Consider the following 23671-nt stretch of genomic DNA (forward strand, 5'->3'; position numbering starts at 1 on the left):
TTTATCTTCTCTTATCTAAAATTTTTACTTGTGTTCTTTTGGCTTTTTTCACAAAAGGCACGCCACCTTCTTCTTGATATTCTTGTAGGTATTTATCCTCTCTTGGAGCTTCGCCTTTACCAACCTCATGATAAATTCTACTAAAGTTTAGCGTGTCTTTTTCATCTACAAAACCTGGATCTCTATTTTCCTCACCTACAACCTCACGGTATTCTTTTCCAAAAATTTTATCTATCTCATACCACTTAGCAAATTCATCACCATGCAAAGGATAGCTTTTTAAAAAAGGATGTCCATACCAATCATCAGGCATTAAAAGTCTTTTTAAATTTGGATGATTGATGATGAAAATTCCAAACATATCATATATTTCTCTCTCACACCAATTAGCACCCTTAAAAACGCTCATAACACTTTGAAGCCTTTCTTTTAAACCAACGAAAGTTTTTATTCTCACTCTTAAATTTTTCTCCATATTTAAAAGCTGATAATATACTTCAAAACCCTGTTTTTGAGCGACAAAATCAATCGCACTTGCGTCAGTAAAACAGCTATAACCTAAATTCTTAAGCTTATCAAGAATAGCAACATTATCATCTTTGTTTATCTCAATCACCCAAAAATCAAGCTCTATAAAAGAATTTTTTAACTCAAATTCTTGACTTAAAATTTGATGATCACTCTCAAAAACACTACCCTCTGTGCTTAATTTTTTAGTTATAGGTGCATGGTAAAATCTATCCTCATAATAATTTTTTAGTTGAGCATTTTTCTTATCGCTATATTTTCTCATCATATAAGCCTTTTTGGAGCTATTTTTCTGCTTGCTTTTTCTTTACGAATTCTTTTTTGCAAAATCATCAAAGCAAATTGAAAAGTTTCAGGACGCGGGGCACAGCCTGGTACATAAATATCAACAGGAATAATCCTATCCACTCCTTGGACAGTAGAATAGGTATTAAACATACCGCCGGTATTTGCACAAGAACCCATAGAAATAACCCATTTAGGATCAGGCATTTGATCATAAAGTCTTCTTGTAAATTCAGCATGTTTTTTACTTAAAGTACCCGCTATAATCATTACTTCAGATTGTCTTGGACTTGCTCTAAAAATTGTTCCAAATCTATCAAAATCATATCTTGCACCACCTGCTGCCATCATTTCAATAGCACAACAAGCAAGTCCATAAGATAGTGCCCATAAAGAATTACTTCTACCCCATTGCACTAACTTATCAACCGTAGTTAAAACAACTGGCGCATTACTCATTTTTTGATACTCTGCCATGCAAATGCTCCTTTTTTATAAGCATATAAAAAGCCTACTGCAAGTAATAAAATAAAAACAAACACTTCCACTAAGGCGAATAAAGATAAGCCATATTTTGAAAGTTCCGCGGTTAAATCTTTAAAAATCACCGCCCAAGGAAATAAAAACACCACTTCAATATCAAGCAAAATAAAAATCAAAGCAAAAACAAAAAATTGAGAATTGATTTTATTTGCTTGTTTAGAAGCCATAGGCCCACACTCATAAATTCCTAGTCCAAGTTTTTTTCTATTATGAGAGGCTAGCTTAGAGCCTATTTTAGAAGAAATATACACCAAAGTAAAAAATATAACACTTGCAATAACAAGCATTGCAAAGATGCCAAAGTATTGATGCTCTATAGTTGCGTGCGTCATAATAAACCTTTTATTTAAGCATAATTAAATTTATTTTACTTCAATTTAGCTATATAAAAACTTATTATCAAAAAAATAAATTTTTATGTATTTCAAAATGAAACAGTTTTTATCTTTATTATAAATACATTTTTTTATGGCAAATATTTTGTAAGATTTTTTCCTGATGAGAAATAAAAATATAAGTAATATCGTATTTTTTTTGAAAAGCATATAAATAATTTAGAATTTTACAAGTAGTTGGTATATCAAGTGCTGCTGTGATTTCATCTAAAATAAGCAATTTTGGTTTTAAAAGCAAAGCTCTAATCAAACCTAATCTTTGGCTTTGACCGCCACTTAATTTAGAAGGTTTTAAATTTAAAATATCTTTTTCAAGCTCAAAAGCATCAAAAAGTTTAAAAAGCTCTCCAAAATCGGGCTTAAGTTTAAAATTTTCATACACATCAATCAAAAGTCTTTTGGCACTTTTGTAAGGATTTAAAGCTAACTTTTGATCTTGGAAAATATATTGAATTTTTTGGCGTAATTTTCTTTGAGCGTTAAAATCTAAATTTAATATATTTTCATTTTCAAACAAAACTTCTCCAGTATTTGCACATTCAAGCATACAAAGAATTTTAGCTAAAGTGCTTTTACCACTACCACTTTCCCCACAAAGCAATAAATTTTCATTTTGATTTAAAGAAAAACTCACATCTTTAAAAACAAAAATTTCCTCTTCCTTTAAATACCAATGTTTTTTAAATTTATAAGATTTGCTTAAATTTTTAACTTCTAAAAACATTCTCATTCTCAAAATAATTTAACAATTCTTTAGCAAAAACACCTTTTGGATTGCTTAAAAACTCTTTCACGGGCATTTGATAAATCAAAGTTTTATCTTCTATGATAGCCACCTCATCACAAAGCTCTTTAGCTAAATTTATATCATGAGTAATGAAAATGAGATTTTTAAATTGTGTTTTTAACTCTTTTAAAATAGCGATGATTTTTTCTTCATTAGCTCTATCAAGTGAGCTTGTAATCTCATCACACAATAAATACTTAGCCTCGCTTAGTAAAGCTAGAGCTATTTGAATGCGTCTTGCCATACCACCACTTAACTGATATATAAAAGAATGCCATAAAAGATCATGATTTTTAAGCCCTAAACACTCAAAATAATAAAAGGCCTTTTCTTTAATCTCTTTTGTGCTTAAATTAGTATGAGTTTTTAAAACTATATTAAAATAACTCCCTATATCAACAAGAGGATAAAAACTCCCATAAACATCTTGAAAAAGTAAATTTACCTTAGTTCTTAAAATATTTAGCTCTTTTTCTTTTAAAATTAAAATATCTTTTTGATCTATCCTAAATTTTTGTGCATTGAGTTTATAGTGTTTATCAAAAAGCTTAATCATGCTTTTTAAAAGCAAGCTTTTTCCCGCTCCACTTTTACCCATGATAGCCAAAGCTTTACCATCTTCTAAATTAAGATTTATATCTTTTAATAAGATCTTATCTTTAAAGCTAAGATTTAAATTTGCAATTTCTATCATGCTTTAATCTCTTCTTGTAAGTCATTACCCAAAGCAAGCAAAGGTAGGATAAGCATAAGTATAAAGGCTACTGGAAAAACTATCATCCACCAAAATCCTAAAAACACAGCCTTACTTGCTTCATTTAACATATTTCCTAAACTTGGAGTCCAAAGCTCTACACCCAAGCCAAAAAAGCTTAAAGTAGCTTCACTTGTAATAGCATGGGCGATATTTAAAACAAAAAGCACAAAAAGCAAATTCCAACAAGCAGGTAAAAGCTCACTAAATAAAGCTTTCATCTTACTAGAGCCTAGAATGATAGCATTTTGATAAAACTCAAGTTTTTGAAATTTATTAAGCTGAGTATCAAGTACTTTTGCCACAAAAGCAAAATGCCCCAAAGCGATGATAAAAATCATACTCCACAAAGATCCCGCCAAAAAACTTTGAAAAAACATAATCACAAGTAAAGAAGGTAAAGCCAAAAGCATATCAAGCACTCTAGCAAAAAAAGCATAAGCAAAAAATCTTGTTAAAAACACATAAACACAAGCAAAAAGTACGCTAAAAAATGCCGCCATTACCCCTACAAATAAAGAAATACGCAAGGCATATAAAATACGCGTAAAAACATCTCTACCAAGTAAATCTGTGCCAAAAATATGACTTAAATTTGGGGCTATTTTAGCCTTGCTTAAATCCACTAAATTAGGATCATAAGAGCTTATTAAAGGTGCAAAAAGTGCTAAAATAAAACTTAGCAAAATCATCATCACATAAAACTTACGCATTAGCAAACCTTGGATTAATCATCTTGCAAATTATCTCTACGATAAAATTTACAAGCACTACCACTAAAATGCTAAAAATTACCACAGCTAGCACCACAGGATAGTCTTTAAACAATATACTTTTAATCACTAAATTTCCAACACCCTCGTAAGAAAACACACTTTCTACTATATAAGTTCCCATTAAAAAACTCACAAAGGAAGCACCAAAATACGCGAGTATAGAAGCAAAAGCATCTTTTAATACAAAATGCAAATAAATTCTTTTTTTACTAAGTCCTCTTGCAAAAGCACTTTCTATAAAGCCCTGATTTAAACTATCAATCAAACTTGTCCTTATAAAACGCACAAAAACAGCTAAATGTGAAAGCACTAAAGCACACACTGGTAAAAACAAATGCCACAAACGATTAAATATATCATCTTCAAAGCCAATATCAGCAATAGCCGAACTTGGAAAAAGCTTAAAAAATACAGCAAAAACTAAAATAAGCATTAGCGATAAAGAAAAAGTAGGCAATGCAAAAAAACTCATCGTTGAAAAGGTAATAATTTTATCCAAAAAACTATCTTTATAAAGAACGCAAAAAAGTGCCAAAACCAAAGACAACACAAAAAGCACCAAAAAAGCCAAACTTCCTAGTATGATGGTATAGGGAAGTTTTTCTTTTAAAATTTCACTAACCTTTTCTCCGCTGATTAAAGAGTAGGAAAAGTCGCCTTTCATGGCATTAAAAAGCCAATTTTCATACTGCTCTAATAAAGGCTTGTCTAAATTTAAATTATGCTCAATTTCTTCTTTTATTTTAAGGCTAGTTCCTTGAGGCACACTAGCAAAAACCACACTTCCTTTAGCATGATAAATCATCACAAAACATAAAAAACTTGCAAAAATCATCAAAAAAAACGCCCATAAAAGGCGTTTAAAAATGAGTTTTAGCACTAATTTTTGCTCCACTCATAAGCATTCCAAGTAAAACCTACCCCATGATGACCTAAAATATGAGGTTTTATACCTTGGATATTTTTAGCAAAAACTAAAGGATAATCGATATAAGCTATAAATAAAAATGCAGGATCTTTATATAAAGCGTCAATAAATTCTTTATAGTATTTTTTTCTTTCATTTACATCAAGTGAATTTCTAGCTTTTATCAAAGCTTCATCAACTTTAGCATTTTGATAATGACCAAAATTCCATCCACTAGAGTTTAAAGCACTATCTTGAGAGCTTTCAAAAACTCTAAAAGTATGAAAATCAGGATCATAAGGACTACCCCAACCTACCAAAAAGCTGTCAATCTTAGTATAGTCAAAACTTCCACTCGGCTTAGCAACTGCCTTTGCCTTAATGCCAAGCTTTAAAAACTCACTTTGTAAGATATTTACCAAAGCTATTCTTAGTGGATCTTCACTCATAGCATACATTTCAAAGCTAAATTCTTTGCCATTTTTTTCTAAAATTCCATTTTTGTTTTTCACAAAGCCTGCTTTTGCTAAAAGCTCATTTGCTTTTTTTACATCATAAGTATAAGTTGCAAATTCTTTAGGATTTGCCCATGATTTTTCCAAAGGATGATTTGCTACTTTTCCAAAAGAATGCAAAAGAGAATCCACAATAGCTTTTTTATCGATAGCGTAATTTAGCGCTAAACGCACATTTTGATCTTTTAAAAACTCATGATTAAAATTAAACATCAAAGCACGATAATCAGCCGAAGGCTCTATAAGCATTTTAAAGTTTTTATCATTTGCAAAATTTGAAGCTAGAGCAAAATCAACTAAAGCTACATCAATAGAACCATTTTTAAGCTCAATAGCACTAATACTTGGATCTTTAATATGTTTTAGTATGAGTTTTGGTGTTTTTACCTTAGCTAAATGATAATTTTCATTTGCTTCTAAGATCATGTATTGACCTTTTTTCCATTGTTTTAGCTTATATGGTCCTGTTCCTATAGGCATTTGATTAAATTTAGTAGTATTTAAATTTTCTTTTTCAAGTAAATGTTTTGGTAAAATTCCCACACTCAAAGCGTCTAAAAATGCAGGAAAAGGCTTTGAAAGTGTGATAATCAAATAATAATCATCAATAATTTTTACTTCTTTAACTGCGTCAAAATTTACCTTTGAGGGTGAATTTAACTTCTCATCTTTTAAAGCATTTATACTAAATTCCACATCTTTGGCACTAAATTTAGTCCCATCATGCCACAATATATCATCTCTTAAAGTAAATTCATAAACAAGCCCATCTTTACTAACTTTCCAAGATCTAGCAAGATCAGGCGCTAAGCTCATATTTTCATCAAAGCGTGTAAGTCCTGAAAACACAAGAGCAATTGCCACATCATGATCTTCACTAAAAAGCGGATTTATACGCTCTGGCTCATTTTCCACTGCTATAACGATCGTATCTTTTGGCGTAATAGCAAAAAGATTTAAAGCACAAAAAAACATTAAAAAAAATCTCAACATAAAAGGCCTTTCTTATAAGAATAAAGTGTAATTATAACGCTTTTTAATCATAAGCTTTGGTAAAAATTTCATTTTTATCATCAAATAAAAGTTGCAAATACCTCTCATATTGCTTTAGTATATCTACGATGATTTCTTGCTCATTTAAATACTCTATATTATAACCATTACGCGAATCAGCAAAGAAAGTTTGTGGCTCAAAGATAAATTCTTTAGAATAAGTTGGCATAAATTTATCATCAATTATGCTTTGGCTTGCTTGTTTTTTTACTACTTGCACTCCATAGATAAAATCTTTTGCAAATTCTTTTTTTATAATCAAACTTATACTTGATTTTTCTTGAACGATCTGTGTTTTCAAGCCGTAGTTTTTTAGACTTTGGCTGAGTGATTCCATAGCATTTTTAACTTTGGTATTTAAGAAATTTTGTATGTCTTGTTCTTTGCTTTGTTTTAAAATTCTAGCAAGTCTTTCTTGCCAAAATTCTCCTGTAAAATACACACTACTTTGACTAAGCTTAGTTAAAGAGTAATTCACATCTACAATTAAGCCTTTAAGCAATGAAAAACACATCAAACAAAGCAAAAATGCAAAAGGTAAAGCCACTATCATAGTGATACTTAAAATCGCCCCCAAGCCGCCTGAATACAGTAAAGAAGTAGCTAAAAGCGCAAGCACAAAACCCCAAAGGATATTTTGCCATTTGTATGGCTCATGAGCGCCACCACTACTTAAAGAATTTAACACAAATATCCCACTATCTGCTGAAGTGATGAAAAACAAAGCTAAAACTAAAAGCGCAAGCAAAGAACTAAAATAAGAAAAAGAAAAATTTTGTAAAAAATAAAAAAGCAAACTTTCAGGTGCTGAAGTAAAAGGACTTAAAATATCATTGAAATTTAAAGCACTATTGCCAAAAATGCTAAACCAAAGTATATTAAAACTAGTAGGCACTACAAGCACGCCAAAAATAAATTCCCTTATCGTTCTACCACGAGAAATCTTAGCAATGAAAAAGCCCACAAAAGGTGCCCAACTAAGCCACCAAGCCCAATAATAAATAGTCCAATTATTAAACCATTCTATATGTTCTTTTTCATAATAATAAGTCTTAAAGCTCAAAGAAATTAAATTTTGCAAATAATTTCCAATATTAGAGCTAAATTGTGAAAGAATTTGGATGGTATTTGTTGAAAAAAGCACAAAAAGCATTAAACACACTGCAAAAACTAAATTTGCTTCACTTAAAATTTTTAAACCCTTTGTTAGGCCACTAATCGATGAGAGCGTGGCCAAAGAAATAATGATGATTATAATCACGCTTTGTTCTAAAAAGCTTTGTCCGTTTAAAATACCCAAATTTGAAAAGCCCGCATTTAGTTGAGATGCACTATAACCAAGTGTGGTACTAATGCCAAAAACCGTGACAATTAAAGCAAGCATATCAACTAAATTTCCCCAAAAACCATAAATTTTATCTTTAAGCAAAGGGTAAAAAGCACTACGCAAACTAAGAGGCATTTTATATCTAAAACCAAAATACGCCATAGCCAAAGCACACACCCCATAAATAGCCCATGGGTGAATTCCCCAGTGAAAGATAGTATGTAGCATAGCTTCTTCATCGCTTGTTTGCAAGGCTTTTTTATGTATGAGAGGTTCAGCCACACCAAAATACATAAGCCCCACGCCCATACCCGTAGCAAAAAGCATAGCAAGCCAAGAAGTAAATTTAAAATGAGGTTTTTCATCATCATCGCCGAGTTTAATATCGCCAAATTTTGAAAGTGCAAGTGCGAGCATAAAACACACAAAAAAGCTCACACTTAATATATAAAACCATGAAAAATTTGCAAAAATTCCACTTTTTATATGATTGATAAAATCATTTGTAAGTTTAGGCAAGAAAATACAACTAAGGCTTAAAACAACTATAATACTAATACTTGGTAAAAATACTGCCTTTTTAAAACTTGTTTTTAACATGATTTTCCTTTTTATAGTTTTAAAATTTAAGTTAATACCTTTTTTACTATGTCAAAAAATATCTTAAATATAACTAAAATCAATAAAATAGCAAAGGTTGATAAAAATATAATTTAATTAATGTTTTAAAAACCAAGAAGTTAATTTTTGATTTGAAGGTGATTTTAGAATTTACACTAAGTGCAAATTCTAAATAAATCAATAAAGTATAATATGAACCTTTTGAGATCCATGAACTCCAAAAACAGTGATAAGTTCAATATCTGCAGTTCTTGATGGCCCTGCTATAAACAAAATATTGCTAGGTAAAATTTCATTTTCTTCTTTTACTAAATTCAATGCTTGGCTAATGCTTTTTACAATATTTTCTTTTTTTAATAAAACAATACAAAGCATAGGAGCCAAAGAAAGCATTCTTGGTTGAGTTTTATCAGACAAAACTAAAGCAACGCCATGTGAGCTTACTCCAACTCTTGCTTGGATGATAGAAAAATCACTATGAAAAACTTCTTTTCGTATTTTTTCAATCTCTTGATTAAAACAAGTCTTTTTTTCGGCTTCAATTTTATTTATATCTAAATTTAAATTATCAGGATAAATAAGACTTTTATAGCCATAACTTTTAACAATTTGATTGATTTTTTCTTCTAATTCTTCTAACGAGCTTTCTTCTACTATGTATTTATTTGCACTCATTTTTTCTTTTAACTCACTATACATATCATCACTTGTTTTGATATGCTCTATAGGATCCATAGTCGGGATTTTTTCAAAAGATAAATGTGTATTTTTAATCTTATCCAAAATAGCTTTTTTGCTTTGTGAAGAAATTTCATTTATTCTACTCACACTTTACTCCTTGCATATTTTCAAGTTCTTTATAAAGATCAAGTTTTATTTGTGGAAATTCCTTATAAGCACTCCATTTTTTAACTACTGGTAAAGAATTTTTTCCTTTTTGCAAAAGCCAATTAAAATTATGTAAATTTGCTAAAGTATTTTTCCAAATAATAGGAGTTGTAGCTACTTTTTCAAAAATCTTAAATGCCATAGCTTCAGCAGTATTTGGAGTGATATTATCAAAACTTCCTTGACCTACTTTTGCTGCTCTTAATTTGCGTATTAAATCCGCAAGAGGAATTCTTACTGGACAAACTTCAGAACATCTTCCACAAAGCGAGCAAAAAGTAAGAATATCACCATTTTCTTGCATACCAAAAAGATTAGGACTTATGACTTCTCCAATCGGCCCTGGATATACACTTTGATAAGTATGGCCGCCTATTTTATCATACACAGGACAAAAATTCATACAAGCCCCACATCTTATACAACGCAAAGCTTCATAATAATCTTCATCATTTAGCATTTTGCTTCTATTATGATCAAAAAGAATAATATGCACTTCTTTTGGGCCATCTAAATCTCCATTTTTTCTAGGTCCTGTAATGATATTGTTATAAGTTGGTATAAATTGACCCGTAGCTGATGGAGTAAGCAAAGACACCATAGTGGCAGCATCTTCAAAGCTTTCCATAACTTTTTCTATACCACAAAGTGCTACATGTATATCACTTGCTGTGGTACACATCCTACCATTTCCCTCATTTTCTATAAGCCAAAAAGCGCCTTCTTTAGACATAGCAAAATTTACTCCGCTAAGTCCCATTTTAAGCCCTTCAAATTCATCTCTTAAATGCTTTCTTGCAATAGAATTTAGCTTTTCTGGCTCACTTTCTAAATTAGAGCCTAATTTTTCTTGAAAAATTTTACCAATTTCATAGCGGTTCTTATGTACCGCTGGAACTACAATATGCACGGGAGTTTCATCATTTAACTGCAATATAAGTTCGCCTAAATCTGTTTCTATGGCTTTTAAGCCTTTGGATTCTAGGTAGTGGTTTAAACCTATTTCCTCACTAGCCATAGATTTACCTTTTAGAATTTTACCGATGTTTTTTTCTACCATTAATTCATATATAATCTCACAGGCATCCTCATCAGAACTCGCCCAATGGACATTTATGCCATTTTTAGTGGCATTTTGTTCAAATTCTAAAAGCCTATCGTGTAAAGTTGATAAAGCATTGTTTTTAGCTTGCTTAGCTTTAGATCTTAGTCCTTGCCAATCATTAAATTTCTCATCTATAACTTTTAAACGATTTTTTTGCAAAGTATGCATGGCAGATCTTAAATTCTCTCGCATTTGCTTATCATGAATTTTCACATCCACAATTTGTTCATGTGTCATTTTCATATCGCAACTCCTTCAAGACGCTTGTTTAAAAAATCATACAAATGAATTCCTTTTATATCAAGCCCCATTTTACTCATCGTGCCTGCAATATTCATCAAACACCCACCATCAGAACTTAATACATATTTTACGCCTGTATTTTGGATATCTTTGATTTTTTCTTGTGCCATAGAGTTTGAAATTTGAGGCTCTTTCACAGAAAAAGTTCCTCCAAAACCACAGCATTCTTCTTCAAATTCTAGAGGAATTAATTCCACATTTTTGAGTTTTTTTAGCAGATTTTTGCTCGCTTGTATGCTTTTTTGAATTCTTAATGCATGGCAGTTAGAGTGCCAAGTCACTTTTATAGGCTCACCTTTATCTTCATAATCAACCTTTAAAACCTCATCTAAATACTGGCTAAGATCAATCACTCTAGAGCTAAATTCCTTTACCAAGTTAAAATGCTCATCATCTTTGAAAAGCTCTAAATAATCATGACTCATCATCCCCGCACAAGAACCGCTTGGCACTACTATAGGATAATCTTGAGTAAAAAGTTTTATATTATGCAAAGCTATATTTTTACTTTCTTTAAAATACCCTGAATTAAATGAGGGTTGAGAGCAGCAAGTTTGCTGCTTTTTAAATAAAACTTCAACTCCCTCTCTTCTTAAAAGTCTAACCGCGTTTAAAACACTTTCTTGCATTATCGCACTACCCAAACAAGTAGCAAATAAATACACTTTTTTCATCATCAATCCTTATTTTAAAAGCACTGCTTCAGGGATAATCCCGTGGAAGAAAAATGCTATAACAAAAGTCCAAATTCCTATTAGAATTATAAAACCTATTGAGTATTTTAAAGTAAATCTAAACAATTCAGATTCTTTTCCTACAAGTCCAACTGCTGCACAAGCTACCGCTATACTTTGAGGAGATATCATTTTACCCACAACTCCACCAACAGAATTTGCTGCTAAAAATAAAGCTTCTGAAATTCCTAATTTTTGAGCACTAACTTGCTGTAATGTCCCAAAAAGCAAATTTGAACTAGTATCAGAACCTGTTAAAAACACACCTATCCATCCTATGATAGGAGAAAAAAATGCATAAGCATCGCCTGTATTTGAAAAAGCAAGTCCTAAAGTAGTGCTCATACCGCTATTTTTAGCTATAAAGGCAAAAGCAACTACTAAGCCTATAGTTAAGCATGGAGTGGCCATTTCTTTTAAAGTTTCCCAAAAACACTCGGTAGCTTCGTTGATTTTTATTTTCAACACAACAATGCTCATTAAAGCAGCCACTAAAATAGCAGTTCCTGCTTGTGCTACTAAATCTATAGTATGTGATGGAATCATTGTTTTTGTGATTTGTGGATTAACTATATCAGGACTTATGATAGCTCCTAAGGCTTCATTAAATTTCAAAGTAAATTGCATAAAATTTAATATTCCATCTTTAGCAAATAAAGCCTTAAACCAAGGTTGAGTCCATATAATAATGCAAATAATCAAAAGTATAAAAGGAATCCAAGCTAAAAATACTTTTTTAAATTCTAGCTTTTGTGAGTTTTCAAAGTCTTTTACATCATCTAATCTAAAAATATTTTTTGGCTTCCAAAATTTTAAAAATATCGTAGTAACAGACAAAGAAACAACCGCTGAAATAATATCTGGAAGTTCTGCACCTAAATGATTTGAACTCCAAAATTGTGTAGCAGTAAAAGAAATGGCTGCGACAAAAATAGCAGGAAAGGTTTCTTTAACCCCTTTTAAACCATCCATTAAAAATACTATAAAAAATGGTATAGTCAAGCTAAGAGGCACAAGCATTCTACCCACCATAGCTGAAACACCGTGCTGTTCTATACCTGCTAGATTACTCATCGCTATGATAGGAATTCCAACTGCTCCAAAAGCTACCGGAGCGGTATTGGCTATGAGACAAAGTCCTGCAGCGTATAATGGTCTAAGCCCAAGTCCTACAAGTAATGCAGCGGTAATAGCCACTGGCCCTCCAAAACCTATAGCACCTTCTAAAAAAGAACCAAAACAAAATCCAATCAAAATCACTTGAATTCTATGATCTGGAGTGATACTCATAACACTTTGTTTTATCACTTCAAACGAGCCTGATTTGATAGAAAGTTTATATAAAAATATGGCCGCGATGATGATCCAAGCTATAGGCCAAATACCATTTGTAAAACCTTGTATAAAGCTAGCACCTAATAAAGAAAACGGCATATCATAAGCAAACAATGCCACAACACTTGATAAAATAAGAGTTAAAAAGCCTGCTTGATAACCTTTGAGTTTGAAAACTACAAGAGAAAGCAAAAAGCACAAAATAGGCAAAAAAGCCACCAAAGCACTTAAAAGTATGTTGTCAAATGGATTATATATTTGTTGCCACATATTTTTCCTTTTGATAAAAATTTCCAATATCTAGCTTAACAAATATTTTTATTTTTGTGTATTTTTGTTAGAAAAAATTAACTATATGAGTATAAGAGTAACATTTCGTATAAAAATTCTCTTTTAATAAAAACAAAAATTTACACTTTACAAATGAAATATAAAGTATTGTTTATATTTGAAACAAAATATAAATATAATAAAAATATTTATATCAAAAGTATTTTTAAATCAAATTTTTCATCACACTTTAAAGCTAAAAGCATGATTTTGCTTTCAGCTTGGTACTATGGAGTTTTTGCGTGCGGTTTTTTGGAGTGAGAATATCACTAAAGCTACAAGTATAAAATACACCACAGATAAGCTAAGCAATAAAGGATAAGTAGCGTTGGTGTCTTTTTCTAAAAAGCTTCCAAACACAGGAAGCATTAAACTAGGTTTTGCAAGTAGCGTAAAAATACAAACTATATAAGAAATACCTACAAAAAGAAATCTTTTAGGCTTGCTATCAAAAACCATTATAAGTATAAAAGTACATGCAAATAGCATTATGATCATAAAATGAGTAATAATCGACTTAGGAAATCCTATGCAATAAACCACTCCTACAAACAAAGGCAAAAGCAAGAACCATAAGTATTTTTTATTCAACAATGCAACTAAAGTCACTAACAATACAAAACCGAGAGAAAAATAAATCTCAGTTTTAGATAATAAACTGTCCAAGTTTTTAAATTCTTGCTCTATATTCAAGGATAAAAAATTATAAGTCGTTTTATTGTGTTCTTTAAAGATATAACTTTCGTTAGTATCTACTTGAACAATGTGATATTTTGCATTATTTTCTATACTAGGTTGTTTAAATTTATCAAGCACAAAAGAAAAAACACTAAAAAGCATGATGATGATAAGTAGATTATGAAACACCTTTAGCAAGTCTGTATGATGATCACAAAGTTTACGGTAGAGAAAGAGTTGCCATTTATCTACTATATCTTTAAGAGTCTTGCCTTTTTTATTTTTTAGTTCTATCTCTTTACAATAAAGCTCGTATTTATGAAAATTTGAAGCTTCTAAAAGATTATTATCTTTTATCAATGCATTTTTAAAAACTCTAAAAGAATCTCTAAAATCATTTGCAAATTTATCTAAAGATTTTTTATCTTTTTCATTTTTATCTTTATTAAAATATTCATGCTCTTGTTTGATTTGTTTTTCCAAATCATCAAATGTAAAATTTAAAGTTATATTTAAAGCATTAAAATTATCTTTCAAAATTATTTGAGAAAAATTTGGAGCTTTATCAAAAGTTACTCCGTAAAAACAAGCTATTTTTTCAAATTCACACTCGTGAAAATCAGCATAGCTATAAAATTTAGAATTGTTAAAATAGGCATTATCTTCAAAATGAGCATTTGAAAAATTTAATTTTGCTTTATTATCCCCATCTCGTTCATATCCAAATTCGCTATCCACAAAATAACACCTATTTTCAAATTTATTTTTCCACAAATTTATATTTTTTATAGCACAGTTTTTTATAAAAAGATGTCCTTTAATTTTATTTTCTTGCAAATCTAAGGATGTAATTTTTATATCGCTTTGCTTATCATAGCAATTTATAAAAACCAAATGATCTAAAAATTGGTTTTGATGTATTTTTAAGTCATTATAAAACGCACACTGATCAAAAGTTAATGTTTTTTCAAAAATAATATTTTTTAATTTGATTAACACTTTTTCAAAAGTACAATTATAAAAATATAGATGGTTTTTAATTGTCTCTATATTATCTTTTCCCGTATCTTCTGGCTTATTCATATACAAATCAATATTGCAATTATTAAAAATAATATTACTTGGAATACTTTTTATCCTATCATATGATAAAGATATATCTATTTTGCTACCTCCTTTATCGTAAATCAAATACCATTTTTCATTATCAGAAAATAACTCATCTCTTTGCCTAAAGTCTTCTTTTTCTTTTATTATTTCTAGCGTTTTTTTATCACTTAAATCAAATATATATTGTTTATCTATAGATAAAACTTCGGATAATTTCTCTTTGATATTAGTAGCTTCTTGGCTATTAATTTTACTCTTGTTTTCACCACTTTCACTCTTATTATTCTGATGTGTTTTTTTACAACATTTTTCTAAAGTATGAAGTATTTTTTCAAGTGTTTCTTCTATCATTTCATCTTCCTATATTTCAACTTGGCACTATGGAGTTTTTACGTGCGGTTTTTTAAAAAAGAAACAAAATCTTTTCTTAAATCATTTAAATTTTTATATCTATTCTCTATATTTTCATCAGTTGCTTTTTGTAAAAAGTTGCATTTAGCTTTTTCCATATTTGTTTTTCCAGTGGCTACAAAATACAAAACTCTACTTAAAGCATAAATTTCATCACTTGTATCATAGTTTTTAAAACCCTTTTTTTGTAATCTAGAAATTTCATTTAAACTTCCTTTTACTTCTGTATTTTCACTTGTTAATTGACTATCAATCTCTTTTATAAGCCCAAAATCTGAAATTTTTACTACAGGATAAATATCATCGTATATCTTTAATAAAATATTTTTAAAGCTTATATCTCTATGTAATATTTTTTTATTCCATAAAATTTCAATACCTCTAATTATTTGACAACCTAAACTAATTTTTTCATCAATCAAAAGTTTGGAATTATTTTGATTTATATATTTTTCTAAAGTAAAATCAGCATATTCCATAATATATTCATTTCTATTTTTATTTAAAGAATATACTTTTAAAATATAAGGATTATTTATATTTTTCATTGTTTCAAATTCTTTTAAAAATCTTTCAATTTCTTTAGTATTTGCATTTTCATTTAATCTTTTTAAAGCAAAATCACATTGATAAAATTCATCATAATATTTAAATACTTTCGCATAAGAACCGCAACCAATATTTTTTAATTGATACTCTATATTAGTTTTTGAATTTTTAATAAAATCTGATTTTTTAAATATAGGAATAACTTCATATATTCCTATTTTTTCCATACCTTCAGGAAGTTCGCTACCGTAACTAGATTGTAAGAATTCTAAACATTTATTAAATATTTGATTATAATACCTATCTATTTCAAAAGACAATTCACTATTTTTTAACTCTTTTTCTAATTGTTTTGCTATTTCTATACTTTCTTTTAAACTTCTACTATTTTCTGCCCAATAATGTCTAATACTTGTTTGAGTGACCGGAAGTCGCTCGTTCATTGCTTTAAAATCTTTAATAATTTCACTATGTAAAGTTGAAAAAATAATCTGCAATTTTTTATCACAAATACTATCATATAATTCACTATATGCTAAAGTTTTTTTATAATCAATTGCTTTATAAGCAATCTCAATAGCATTTCTTACTAAATCCATTTTCACTTATTTCCTTCAATGATTTTTATTTCTTCTTCGTTTAGGTTGTAAAGTTTATAAACGATAGAGTTTATTTTGTCTTCTTGGGCTTTGGTGTTTGCGTTTTTGTCTTGCTCTTTTAAAACTAAAATCTCATCGACTAAGCTTATAAGCTCGTTTGCTAGTTTTTCATTTTTAGAATTTATTTTTGGTATAGGAAATTTTTCTACATATTGATTTGATAATAAAAAACCTTTATCTGAATACAAATGCCCGATATTTTTAAAATAATAAAATATCAAACTAGAATTTAAAAATCCCAAAAGATATTTAAGTTAATTTTTAGAATTTCCTACCATAAAAGCCATAGAATCCAATAAAACACGCTCGTTTTCTAAAATAAAACTCGGTTCTTGGGTTACTCTTTGCCAGCCTATCTTTTCTTTTTCAAATTCTTGATAATAATTTGCTCCCCATCTTTGCAAACAATACCACTCATAACGAATTCCTGTTTCAGCTTTATTTCTATTAGATAATTTTTCTTTATGTGATAATAAGTGATTATATAAGCTCGAATATTGTTCTTTTAAATCTTGTTCATTTTCTAGCATTGTTTTTGGCTTTTCAACATTTGGAAAATGCCAAGGTATAAATATCACCCAAAGCCCTGCCCACTCATAACTATATCTTTTTATATCTCTACCGCGTAGCATTTTGCGTATGAGTTTGGCGGTGCGTTCTTTTTCGGCTTCATCTTTGCATTTAGTTAAAATTTCATCTCTTTTTTCAGTAGTAATGATAAAGGCTTCATTAAGCCCTGTTAAAATTCCACGATATATATTAAGCCCATGCCAGTCTTTAAGTGGAGTGCCGTGCTTTTCTATCTTTGCTTTTAGTGCGTTTGTGCTTTCATCATTGAAAGTAAAGCATTCTTTGCTTAAAGAATTTTGTGCGATTTTGTTAAAATTTAAAATGCTTTCTATATTAAAGTCATTTTCTTTTAAAAGCTCGGTGCTTGGGGCTAGGTATTTGAAGCTATTATCTTTAGTTTTTGCTTTTTCAAAGCTTAGTATGGAAGTATCTACCGTAGCACTATCAAAGACTTTTATACCATTTAGATCGATGTATTCTAAAAGTGTGGTATTTTTAAGCAAAAATTCACGCAAAGGCTCTCCATAACCTGCTCTTGTGTATTTGTTTGAAGTGATGAAAGACAAAACACCATTTTGCTTTAGCACATTAAACCCAAGCTCATAAAAGTAAGTATAAATGTCGCTTGTGCCTTTATATACTTTATAGTTTTTAGCTAAATTTGGCTTTAACTCTTTGATGTCTTCTTGTCTGATGTAAGGTGGGTTACCGATGATGAGATCAAACCCTTGAAAGCTCCCGCCCTCATCAAGCACTTCGCTAAATTCAAAACGCCATTCAAAAGGATTTGCACTTTCTAAGTCAAATATACTCTCATAAAGCTTTTTAAGCTTTTTAAATTCTTTCTTAGCAGCACTTTCATCAAAGTCAAATTCAAACATATTTTTAGAGAAAAATGCTCTAAAATTCTCATCTTTTTCATCTTGTGCTAAAAAATCGCCGTATTTTTTAGAGTATTCATTAGCGCCGTTGGTAAGTTGCTTGATCTCTTTGGCAAATTTGTCTTTTAAACAGAAATTTTTAAAAGACTCTTTGAGGTTTTTGATCTCTTTTGCGATGAGAGTTTTGTCGGTGTAAAAGCCTTCTTTGTAGTCTTTGACTATGCGTTTGTATTTATCCATGCGTTCTTTGATGTTTGGGTAGTGAGAAAGGCTTTTGTGAATTTCAAAATAACTTATAAGCGAATTTCCGCATTTTATGTTGATATCGATGTTTGGCAGGGTTTTAAGATCATGATAGTTTGTATCATCAAAGCTTTCATAAAAGCTGTGTTTTAAAAGCTCTATCCAAAGTCTTAGTTTAGTGATCTCGCATGAGTTTGGGTTGATATCCACTCCAAAAAGGTTGTTTTCTATGATGTCTTTTTTACGCTCAAAAAGTTCTTTTTGGCAAAGGTGGGTTTTGTCTTTGTCAAAATCAGGGCGTTTATACTCTAAAAACTGGCCTTTGTGATTTTGCACTAAAATTTCATCATTTTGCACGCTTAGGTAAAAGTCCTCTTCAAACAAACCAAGCTCATAATGCACCATAAGCATGGCATTTAAAGCTGAAACTAAAAAATGCCCACTTCCCACTGCAGGATCGCAAATGCGTATGGAATTTAGCAAGGCTAGTTTTTGTTCTTGAGGGATTTTTTCTTGGCGTAGCTGGGTTCTTAGCTCGTTTAGCTTGGTGGCATTTAGCTTAAAAGTATGGTTAAACTTATCTAGTACGACTTTTTCTATGCTTGCTTTACACATGTATGAAGTGATAAAACTTGGGGTATAAAAACTACCTTCTTTGTAGCCATTTAGTTTTTCAAAGACATTTCCCAAAACGCTTGAGTTGATGAGTTCTTTTTGCTTGATGAGTTCTTCACTTTGCTCATCTGCTCCAAAATCAAAGCTGTCTAAAAACTCAAACAAATACTCAAGCAAACCTACTTTGCCTTTTTTGCTTTTACCTTTGTCATCTTTTAACTGCGTGTGTGGGTGGTACTCTAGCAAAGCGTCATTTTCTAAAGCAGCGATTTCTAGTGTGGTTTTTTCGATGGCTTGTTTTTCAAAAAGTGATGAATTTAAATAAGGCAAATAGCTAAATTTACTCTGCGTCCTTGTGTGCTTTTCTTTAGCTAAGATATCAAAGAAAAGGTGTGAAAGGGTAGTAAAATTTGGAATTTTTTCATAGTTTAGAAATTTAAGGGTTTTATCATCATTAAATCTAACTAAATTAGACTCAATAAGCTTTAAAAATAAAATGCGGTTTAGCCAAAGTATGATGAATTTTAACACCTCTTCAAAGTCATGCTTTGGAAGCTTGCTCGCTATGAGATGATAAAGCGTGCCTTGGGCTTGTTTGCTTTGCTCACTTTGTGTGATGATGAATTTAGAAAGCTGTTTGCTCTCGCTTAAACCTAGGATGTATAAAAGCTCTTTATAGAATGCGTTGTTTAGTGAGTTTGCGTCATTTGGGCTAAATTCATTTAGCAAAAAGTCTCTATGAAAGGTTTTGAAAATGCTTGCTAGATTTTTGAAATTTGACTTTTGCTTGTCTTTTAAAAAGGCTAAATCGATAAAAAAGCCTTTTAAACTTTCTTTGGAATTTTCTATAAGTTTGCTTGCTTCTTTGTAAAATTCATCAGTGTTGCCTTTAAAAAGTGAATTTGGGCTTTGAAATTCTTCAAAAAGCTTTTTAAAGCTTGTGTTTTTATAAAAAAGCTCTTCAAATTCACTAGCTTTGAAAATGTAGAATTTATAAAAGTCTGTGATGATGATAAATTTCAAACTAAAGCTATGCTCTCTGTTTCTAAAATAATACAAAATGGCTTCATGCAAGGCTTTGGAATTTGGCTTTGCGTGGATGATGAATTCTTTTGAGTTGGGCTTTTTAGCTTCGATGAGAACTTCTAAATCTTTGCTAAGCTCATCTTTAGCGATGGCTAAATCAATCTCGCTTTTGCCTTTTTGTTTGGTTTTGATGTGGGTTTTGAAATTTAGCGTGGTTAAAAATGGACTAAGTGCGTTAGCTACAAGATAGTCTTCATTTTCATTTTGTGAGCTTTCAAGCCTTTCTAGATACTGCATTAAAGCCTTGCTAAAAGTGTCAAATTCATTTTGTGTGATTTGCTTTTTGCGGTAGTAGGGGTTGAAAAAATCTTTTTCATTTAGCAAAGTAAAGTGCATTTTTAACCTTTATAAAGAATATTTTATATTTTACTAAAATTTACTTTAAAGGATTGAAAAGACTTTATGAAAATATAAAAACAAATAAATTAAAAATTAATAAAAAATTATTAGATAATATTTATTATTGCATTTTTTATATTTTTATACTAAGAAAATTTTAATACTAAAGTTATACAATAAGTTTATATTAAAAATATCAAGGAGGCAAAATGGGAAAAATTTTAGTTTTCTGTTTAGCGCTTGTTTCTTTTGTTTGCGCTAAAAATGAATTTTTTACAAGTGAAGTAAGCTCACTTTACTTAAGCAAAAATGACACAAAAGCTGTTGGTAGATTGCTACCCACAAATCCTTTTGAAGTATTAAAAACTGATGGAAATAAAGTTTTAGTCAAGATCACAGGCTATGTTAATCCTGCTTCGCCTTCTGTGCTTTATTACAACGATAGTCAAAGAATCATAGTTGCTGCATTTTCTAAAAATACAAAACTTGATTTTAAAACTTATACTAAAAGCAAAAATGGAAAATGGGATAAAGCTACCATAGAAGTTTGGACTGACAAGAAAGATTTTGCAAAAAGCAACAAAGAAATGTTTATAAAAGCTAAAGAGCTTTATATGAATAATTGCGGAATTTGTCATAGCGTTCATAAAGAAAGTGAATTTAGTGCTAATGGCTGGCCTGCTACTTTTAGATCAATGGTAAATAGAACAGGAATTGATAAGAAAGATCATTGGCTAGTGATACAGTATTTGCAAAAAAATGCAAAAGATTTTAAGGAGGTAAAATAAAATGGGACTTGATAGAAGAAAATTTTTAAAAATCGGAGCAGGGTTAAGCGTGTTGCCTTTAGCTCCTAGTTTAGCCATGAGTAAAAATATAGAAGTTTCTCAAATAAATTCTGGTTTAGTAAAAAATGGAAGTGTGATAACAGCAGCACATTGGGGAATTTTAAAACTTACCATTAAAGATGGTGTGGTAATTAAAAGTGAGCCATGGGAAAAAGTAACACAAATTGACAATCCTTTACAACACTATACAGCAGATATGATCTATAAATCGCGCGTGAAATATCCTTATGTTAGAAAAAGCTATCTTGAAAATCCCGACAGTCCAAAACCTGAACTTAGAGGAAAAGATGAATTTGTGCGTGTAAGTTATGATGAGGCTATAAAACTTATAGCAAAAGAACTTAAAAAAACAAGAGAGCAAAAAGGAACTCAAGCTATATTTGGTGGAAGCTACGGATGGAAATCTAGTGGAAATATGCAAAATTGTAGAATATTGCTCCATAGATTTTTAAATGTCACAGGTGGTTTTGTAGGGACTACCGGAGATTACTCAACAGGAGCTTCTCAAATAATAATGCCTTATGTTGTAGGCTCTATTGAAGTGTATGAACAGCAAACTTCATGGGAAAACATTTTAGAACATTCTAAAATAGTAGTTATTTGGGGTGCTAATCCTATCGCTACTTTAAGAATAGCTTGGACTTCAAACGATCAAAGAGGTCTTGCTTACTTTGAAAAATTAAAAAATAGTAAAATCAAGGTTATTTGTATAGATCCTATAAAAACCGAAACTGCTAAATTTTTAAATGCACAATGGATCTCTCCAAAACCAAATACAGATGTTGCTATGATGATAGGCATGGCTAGTCATTTGATCGAAAAAAATAAAGTCAATTATGAATTTTTAGAAAATTATACAAGTGGATTTGATAAATTCAAAGCTTATTTAGATGGCAAGAATGATGGTATTAAAAAAGATACAAAATGGGCAAGTAAAATTTGTGGAATTGATGAAAAAATCATCAAAACACTAGCTGAAAGTTTTTATGATAACCCTACTATGATCATGAGTGGTTGGGGCATGCAAAGAGCTCATCATGGTGAACAACCTCATTGGATGTTAATAACCCTAGCTTCAATGCTTGGTCAAATTGGCACTAAAGGTGGTGGATTTGGCTTAAGTTATCACTATAGTAATGGCGGTGTTCCATCATGCAAAGGTGGTGTTATAGGAGGTATTACAGCAGGAGCTGTGGGAATTTGGGAAAATGGTAAATTTAAAGGTATGCCAAAAAATGGAGAATCTCAAGGTGGTGCTGAATGGCTACAAAATACTGCTAGTTATTCTTTTCCTGTAGCTAGAATAGCTGATGCTTTATTAAATCCTGGGAAAGTTATAGACAATAATGGTTCTAAAATAACCTATCCTGATATTGACTTTATTTATTGGGCAGGTGGAAATCCATTAGTTCATCATCAAAATACAAACACTAACATCAAAGCATGGCAAAAACCAAGAACTATAGTTGTAAATGAAATTTATTGGACTCCAACTGCGAAAATGGCAGATATTGTAATGCCTACCACAAGTTCTTATGAACGAGATGATATTACCATGAGTGGAGATTATTCTAATATGAATATAGCTCCAATGAAGCAAGCAGTATTACCAATAGGCGAGAGCAAAGATGACTATGAAATTTTTGCTGATATTTGTAAAGTGTATGGAGATGATGTATTTAATGCTTATACCGAAAATGGTAAAAAAGCAAAAGATTTTATTAAAGAATACTACAATAGCGCTTTAAAACAAACTCAAGCTTATGGGGATGTATTTGAGCCAAAAATGCCAAGTTTTGAAGAATTTTGGGCCAAAAATGAGCCTATAACTTTTTCTCCAACCATAGAAAGCATGGAATGGGTGAGATTTTCTGAATTTATTGAAGATCCTATCTTAAATGCTCTAGGCACCGAATCAGGCTTGATAGAAATTTACTCAAAAACTATCGAAAAGTATAACTATAAAGACTGCAAAGCACATCCAATGTGGATGGAGCCGATAGAATGGCTAGGAAATGCTACTAAGGAAACACCTTTTCATCTACTAACTAATCATCCAACAGATAGGCTTCACTCTCAAATGTGCCATACCTCATTGCGTGAAAAATATGCAGTAAATGATAGAGAACCTATCTTAATCAATCCTATTGATGCTAAAAAACTTGGAATCAAAGATGGTGATATTGTAAGAGTTTTCAATAAAAGAGGTCAAGTTCTCGCAGGTGCTGTGGTAACTAAAGATATTATGCCAAATGTTGTAAGATTATGCGAAGGTGGCTGGTATGATCCAAATGATGAAGGAATGTGCAAATACGGAAATGTAAATGTCTTAACTATTGATATGCCAACTTCTGAATTAGCAAACGGAAACATTTCTCATACAGGCTTAGTAAATATAGAAAAATATAAGGGATTACCGCCTAAAATAACAGCATTTACAGCTCCAAAAGGCGCTGTATAAACATTCTCTTTCTTAGAAGATAATTTCTTCTAAGA

Annotated in this window: 17 protein-coding genes and 2 pseudogenes; 2 read left to right on the forward strand and 17 right to left on the reverse strand. The window is 30.6% G+C overall.

Annotation, left to right across the window (positions count from 1 at the left end):
* Position 1: 1 nt before the first annotated feature.
* From L8U37_RS04200 to L8U37_RS04275, 17 genes and pseudogenes are all read right to left on the reverse strand, one after another.
* Positions 2 to 793: an NADH-quinone oxidoreductase subunit C gene (locus L8U37_RS04200; RefSeq protein ID WP_263728670.1), complete on the reverse strand. Its 792-nt coding sequence runs from the start codon at positions 791 to 793 to the stop codon at positions 2 to 4.
* The gene (locus L8U37_RS04205) at positions 793 to 1290 is read right to left on the reverse strand and encodes a NuoB/complex I 20 kDa subunit family protein (protein WP_039619352.1); all 498 of its coding nucleotides are present in this window, start codon (positions 1288 to 1290) and stop codon (positions 793 to 795) included. The genes L8U37_RS04200 and L8U37_RS04205 overlap by 1 nt, the downstream gene beginning before the upstream one ends.
* Positions 1269 to 1688: an NAD(P)H-quinone oxidoreductase subunit 3 gene (locus L8U37_RS04210; protein WP_220566531.1), complete on the reverse strand. Its 420-nt coding sequence runs from the start codon at positions 1686 to 1688 to the stop codon at positions 1269 to 1271. The genes L8U37_RS04205 and L8U37_RS04210 overlap by 22 nt, the downstream gene beginning before the upstream one ends.
* A gap of 118 nt (positions 1689 to 1806) precedes the next feature.
* Positions 1807 to 2475, reverse strand: a complete 669-nt coding sequence (locus L8U37_RS04215) for an ATP-binding cassette domain-containing protein (protein ID WP_263728671.1) — start codon at positions 2473 to 2475, stop codon at positions 1807 to 1809.
* Positions 2459 to 3232: an ATP-binding cassette domain-containing protein gene (locus tag L8U37_RS04220; RefSeq protein WP_133319468.1), complete on the reverse strand. Its 774-nt coding sequence runs from the start codon at positions 3230 to 3232 to the stop codon at positions 2459 to 2461. The genes L8U37_RS04215 and L8U37_RS04220 overlap by 17 nt, the downstream gene beginning before the upstream one ends.
* Complete coding sequence (locus tag L8U37_RS04225) at positions 3229 to 4005, reverse strand: ABC transporter permease (protein WP_263662742.1); 777 nt, start codon at positions 4003 to 4005, stop codon at positions 3229 to 3231. Before L8U37_RS04225 ends, L8U37_RS04220 begins: the two co-directional genes overlap by 4 nt.
* Entirely contained in the window at positions 3998 to 4936 is a 939-nt protein-coding gene (locus tag L8U37_RS04230; protein ID WP_318529650.1) for an ABC transporter permease, read from the reverse strand. Before L8U37_RS04230 ends, L8U37_RS04225 begins: the two co-directional genes overlap by 8 nt.
* A gap of 11 nt (positions 4937 to 4947) precedes the next feature.
* Entirely contained in the window at positions 4948 to 6483 is a 1536-nt protein-coding gene (locus L8U37_RS04235) for an ABC transporter substrate-binding protein (RefSeq protein WP_263728673.1), read from the reverse strand.
* A gap of 43 nt (positions 6484 to 6526) precedes the next feature.
* Positions 6527 to 8470, reverse strand: a complete 1944-nt coding sequence (locus tag L8U37_RS04240; protein ID WP_070255432.1) for a BCCT family transporter — start codon at positions 8468 to 8470, stop codon at positions 6527 to 6529.
* A 198-nt stretch (positions 8471 to 8668) separates the two neighbouring features.
* Complete coding sequence (locus L8U37_RS04245) at positions 8669 to 9319, reverse strand: LutC/YkgG family protein (RefSeq protein WP_263728675.1); 651 nt, start codon at positions 9317 to 9319, stop codon at positions 8669 to 8671.
* Positions 9312 to 10727: a LutB/LldF family L-lactate oxidation iron-sulfur protein gene (locus L8U37_RS04250; protein ID WP_012662151.1), complete on the reverse strand. Its 1416-nt coding sequence runs from the start codon at positions 10725 to 10727 to the stop codon at positions 9312 to 9314. The genes L8U37_RS04245 and L8U37_RS04250 overlap by 8 nt, the downstream gene beginning before the upstream one ends.
* Complete coding sequence (locus L8U37_RS04255) at positions 10724 to 11464, reverse strand: (Fe-S)-binding protein (protein ID WP_263728676.1); 741 nt, start codon at positions 11462 to 11464, stop codon at positions 10724 to 10726. Before L8U37_RS04255 ends, L8U37_RS04250 begins: the two co-directional genes overlap by 4 nt.
* 6 nt (positions 11465 to 11470) lie before the next feature.
* Entirely contained in the window at positions 11471 to 13126 is a 1656-nt protein-coding gene (locus L8U37_RS04260; RefSeq protein ID WP_412174900.1) for an L-lactate permease, read from the reverse strand.
* Between the two features lie 276 nt (positions 13127 to 13402).
* A complete protein-coding gene (locus L8U37_RS04265; protein ID WP_263728677.1) occupies positions 13403 to 15325 on the reverse strand; it encodes a pentapeptide repeat-containing protein in 1923 nt (640 codons plus the stop codon).
* A 38-nt stretch (positions 15326 to 15363) separates the two neighbouring features.
* Positions 15364 to 16533, reverse strand: a complete 1170-nt coding sequence (locus L8U37_RS04270; protein WP_263728682.1) for a protein kinase family protein — start codon at positions 16531 to 16533, stop codon at positions 15364 to 15366.
* A gap of 2 nt (positions 16534 to 16535) precedes the next feature.
* Positions 16536 to 16739 (reverse strand): annotated as a pseudogene (locus L8U37_RS08215) (hypothetical protein); the annotation flags it as partial.
* A 426-nt stretch (positions 16740 to 17165) separates the two neighbouring features.
* Positions 17166 to 20324: pseudogene (locus L8U37_RS04275) on the reverse strand (Eco57I restriction-modification methylase domain-containing protein); the annotation flags it as partial.
* 212 nt (positions 20325 to 20536) lie between these two features.
* Between L8U37_RS04275 and L8U37_RS04280 the strand changes: the two are divergent.
* Entirely contained in the window at positions 20537 to 21115 is a 579-nt protein-coding gene (locus tag L8U37_RS04280) for a cytochrome c3 family protein (RefSeq protein ID WP_133319461.1), read from the forward strand.
* A gap of 1 nt (position 21116) precedes the next feature.
* Positions 21117 to 23636 carry a molybdopterin guanine dinucleotide-containing S/N-oxide reductase gene (locus L8U37_RS04285; protein WP_263662735.1) on the forward strand — a complete coding sequence of 840 codons (2520 nt, stop codon included), beginning with the start codon at positions 21117 to 21119 and terminating at the stop codon, positions 23634 to 23636.
* The last annotated feature ends 35 nt before the right edge of the window (positions 23637 to 23671 follow it).

The sequence above is a fragment of the Campylobacter sp. RKI_CA19_01122 genome, from assembly GCF_025771325.1.
GTDB lineage: Bacteria > Campylobacterota > Campylobacteria > Campylobacterales > Campylobacteraceae > Campylobacter_D > Campylobacter_D lari_D.

Excerpts from the sequence above, each read along its gene's own strand:
- L8U37_RS04200 (WP_263728670.1), bottom strand. The coding sequence starts at position 793 with ATGAGAAAATATAGCGATAAGAAAAATGCTCAACTAAAAAATTATTAT.
- L8U37_RS04205 (WP_039619352.1), bottom strand. The coding sequence starts at position 1,290 with ATGGCAGAGTATCAAAAAATGAGTAATGCGCCAGTTGTTTTAACTACG.
- L8U37_RS04210 (WP_220566531.1), bottom strand. The coding sequence starts at position 1,688 with ATGACGCACGCAACTATAGAGCATCAATACTTTGGCATCTTTGCAATG.
- L8U37_RS04215 (WP_263728671.1), bottom strand. The coding sequence starts at position 2,475 with ATGTTTTTAGAAGTTAAAAATTTAAGCAAATCTTATAAATTTAAAAAA.
- L8U37_RS04220 (WP_133319468.1), bottom strand. The coding sequence starts at position 3,232 with ATGATAGAAATTGCAAATTTAAATCTTAGCTTTAAAGATAAGATCTTA.
- L8U37_RS04225 (WP_263662742.1), bottom strand. The coding sequence starts at position 4,005 with ATGCGTAAGTTTTATGTGATGATGATTTTGCTAAGTTTTATTTTAGCA.
- L8U37_RS04235 (WP_263728673.1), bottom strand. The coding sequence starts at position 6,483 with ATGTTGAGATTTTTTTTAATGTTTTTTTGTGCTTTAAATCTTTTTGCT.
- L8U37_RS04240 (WP_070255432.1), bottom strand. The coding sequence starts at position 8,470 with ATGTTAAAAACAAGTTTTAAAAAGGCAGTATTTTTACCAAGTATTAGT.
- L8U37_RS04250 (WP_012662151.1), bottom strand. The coding sequence starts at position 10,727 with ATGAAAATGACACATGAACAAATTGTGGATGTGAAAATTCATGATAAG.
- L8U37_RS04255 (WP_263728676.1), bottom strand. The coding sequence starts at position 11,464 with ATGATGAAAAAAGTGTATTTATTTGCTACTTGTTTGGGTAGTGCGATA.
- L8U37_RS04260 (WP_412174900.1), bottom strand. The coding sequence starts at position 13,126 with ATGTGGCAACAAATATATAATCCATTTGACAACATACTTTTAAGTGCT.
- L8U37_RS04265 (WP_263728677.1), bottom strand. The coding sequence starts at position 15,325 with ATGATAGAAGAAACACTTGAAAAAATACTTCATACTTTAGAAAAATGT.
- L8U37_RS04270 (WP_263728682.1), bottom strand. The coding sequence starts at position 16,533 with ATGGATTTAGTAAGAAATGCTATTGAGATTGCTTATAAAGCAATTGAT.
- L8U37_RS04280 (WP_133319461.1), top strand. The coding sequence starts at position 20,537 with ATGGGAAAAATTTTAGTTTTCTGTTTAGCGCTTGTTTCTTTTGTTTGC.
- L8U37_RS04285 (WP_263662735.1), top strand. The coding sequence starts at position 21,117 with ATGGGACTTGATAGAAGAAAATTTTTAAAAATCGGAGCAGGGTTAAGC.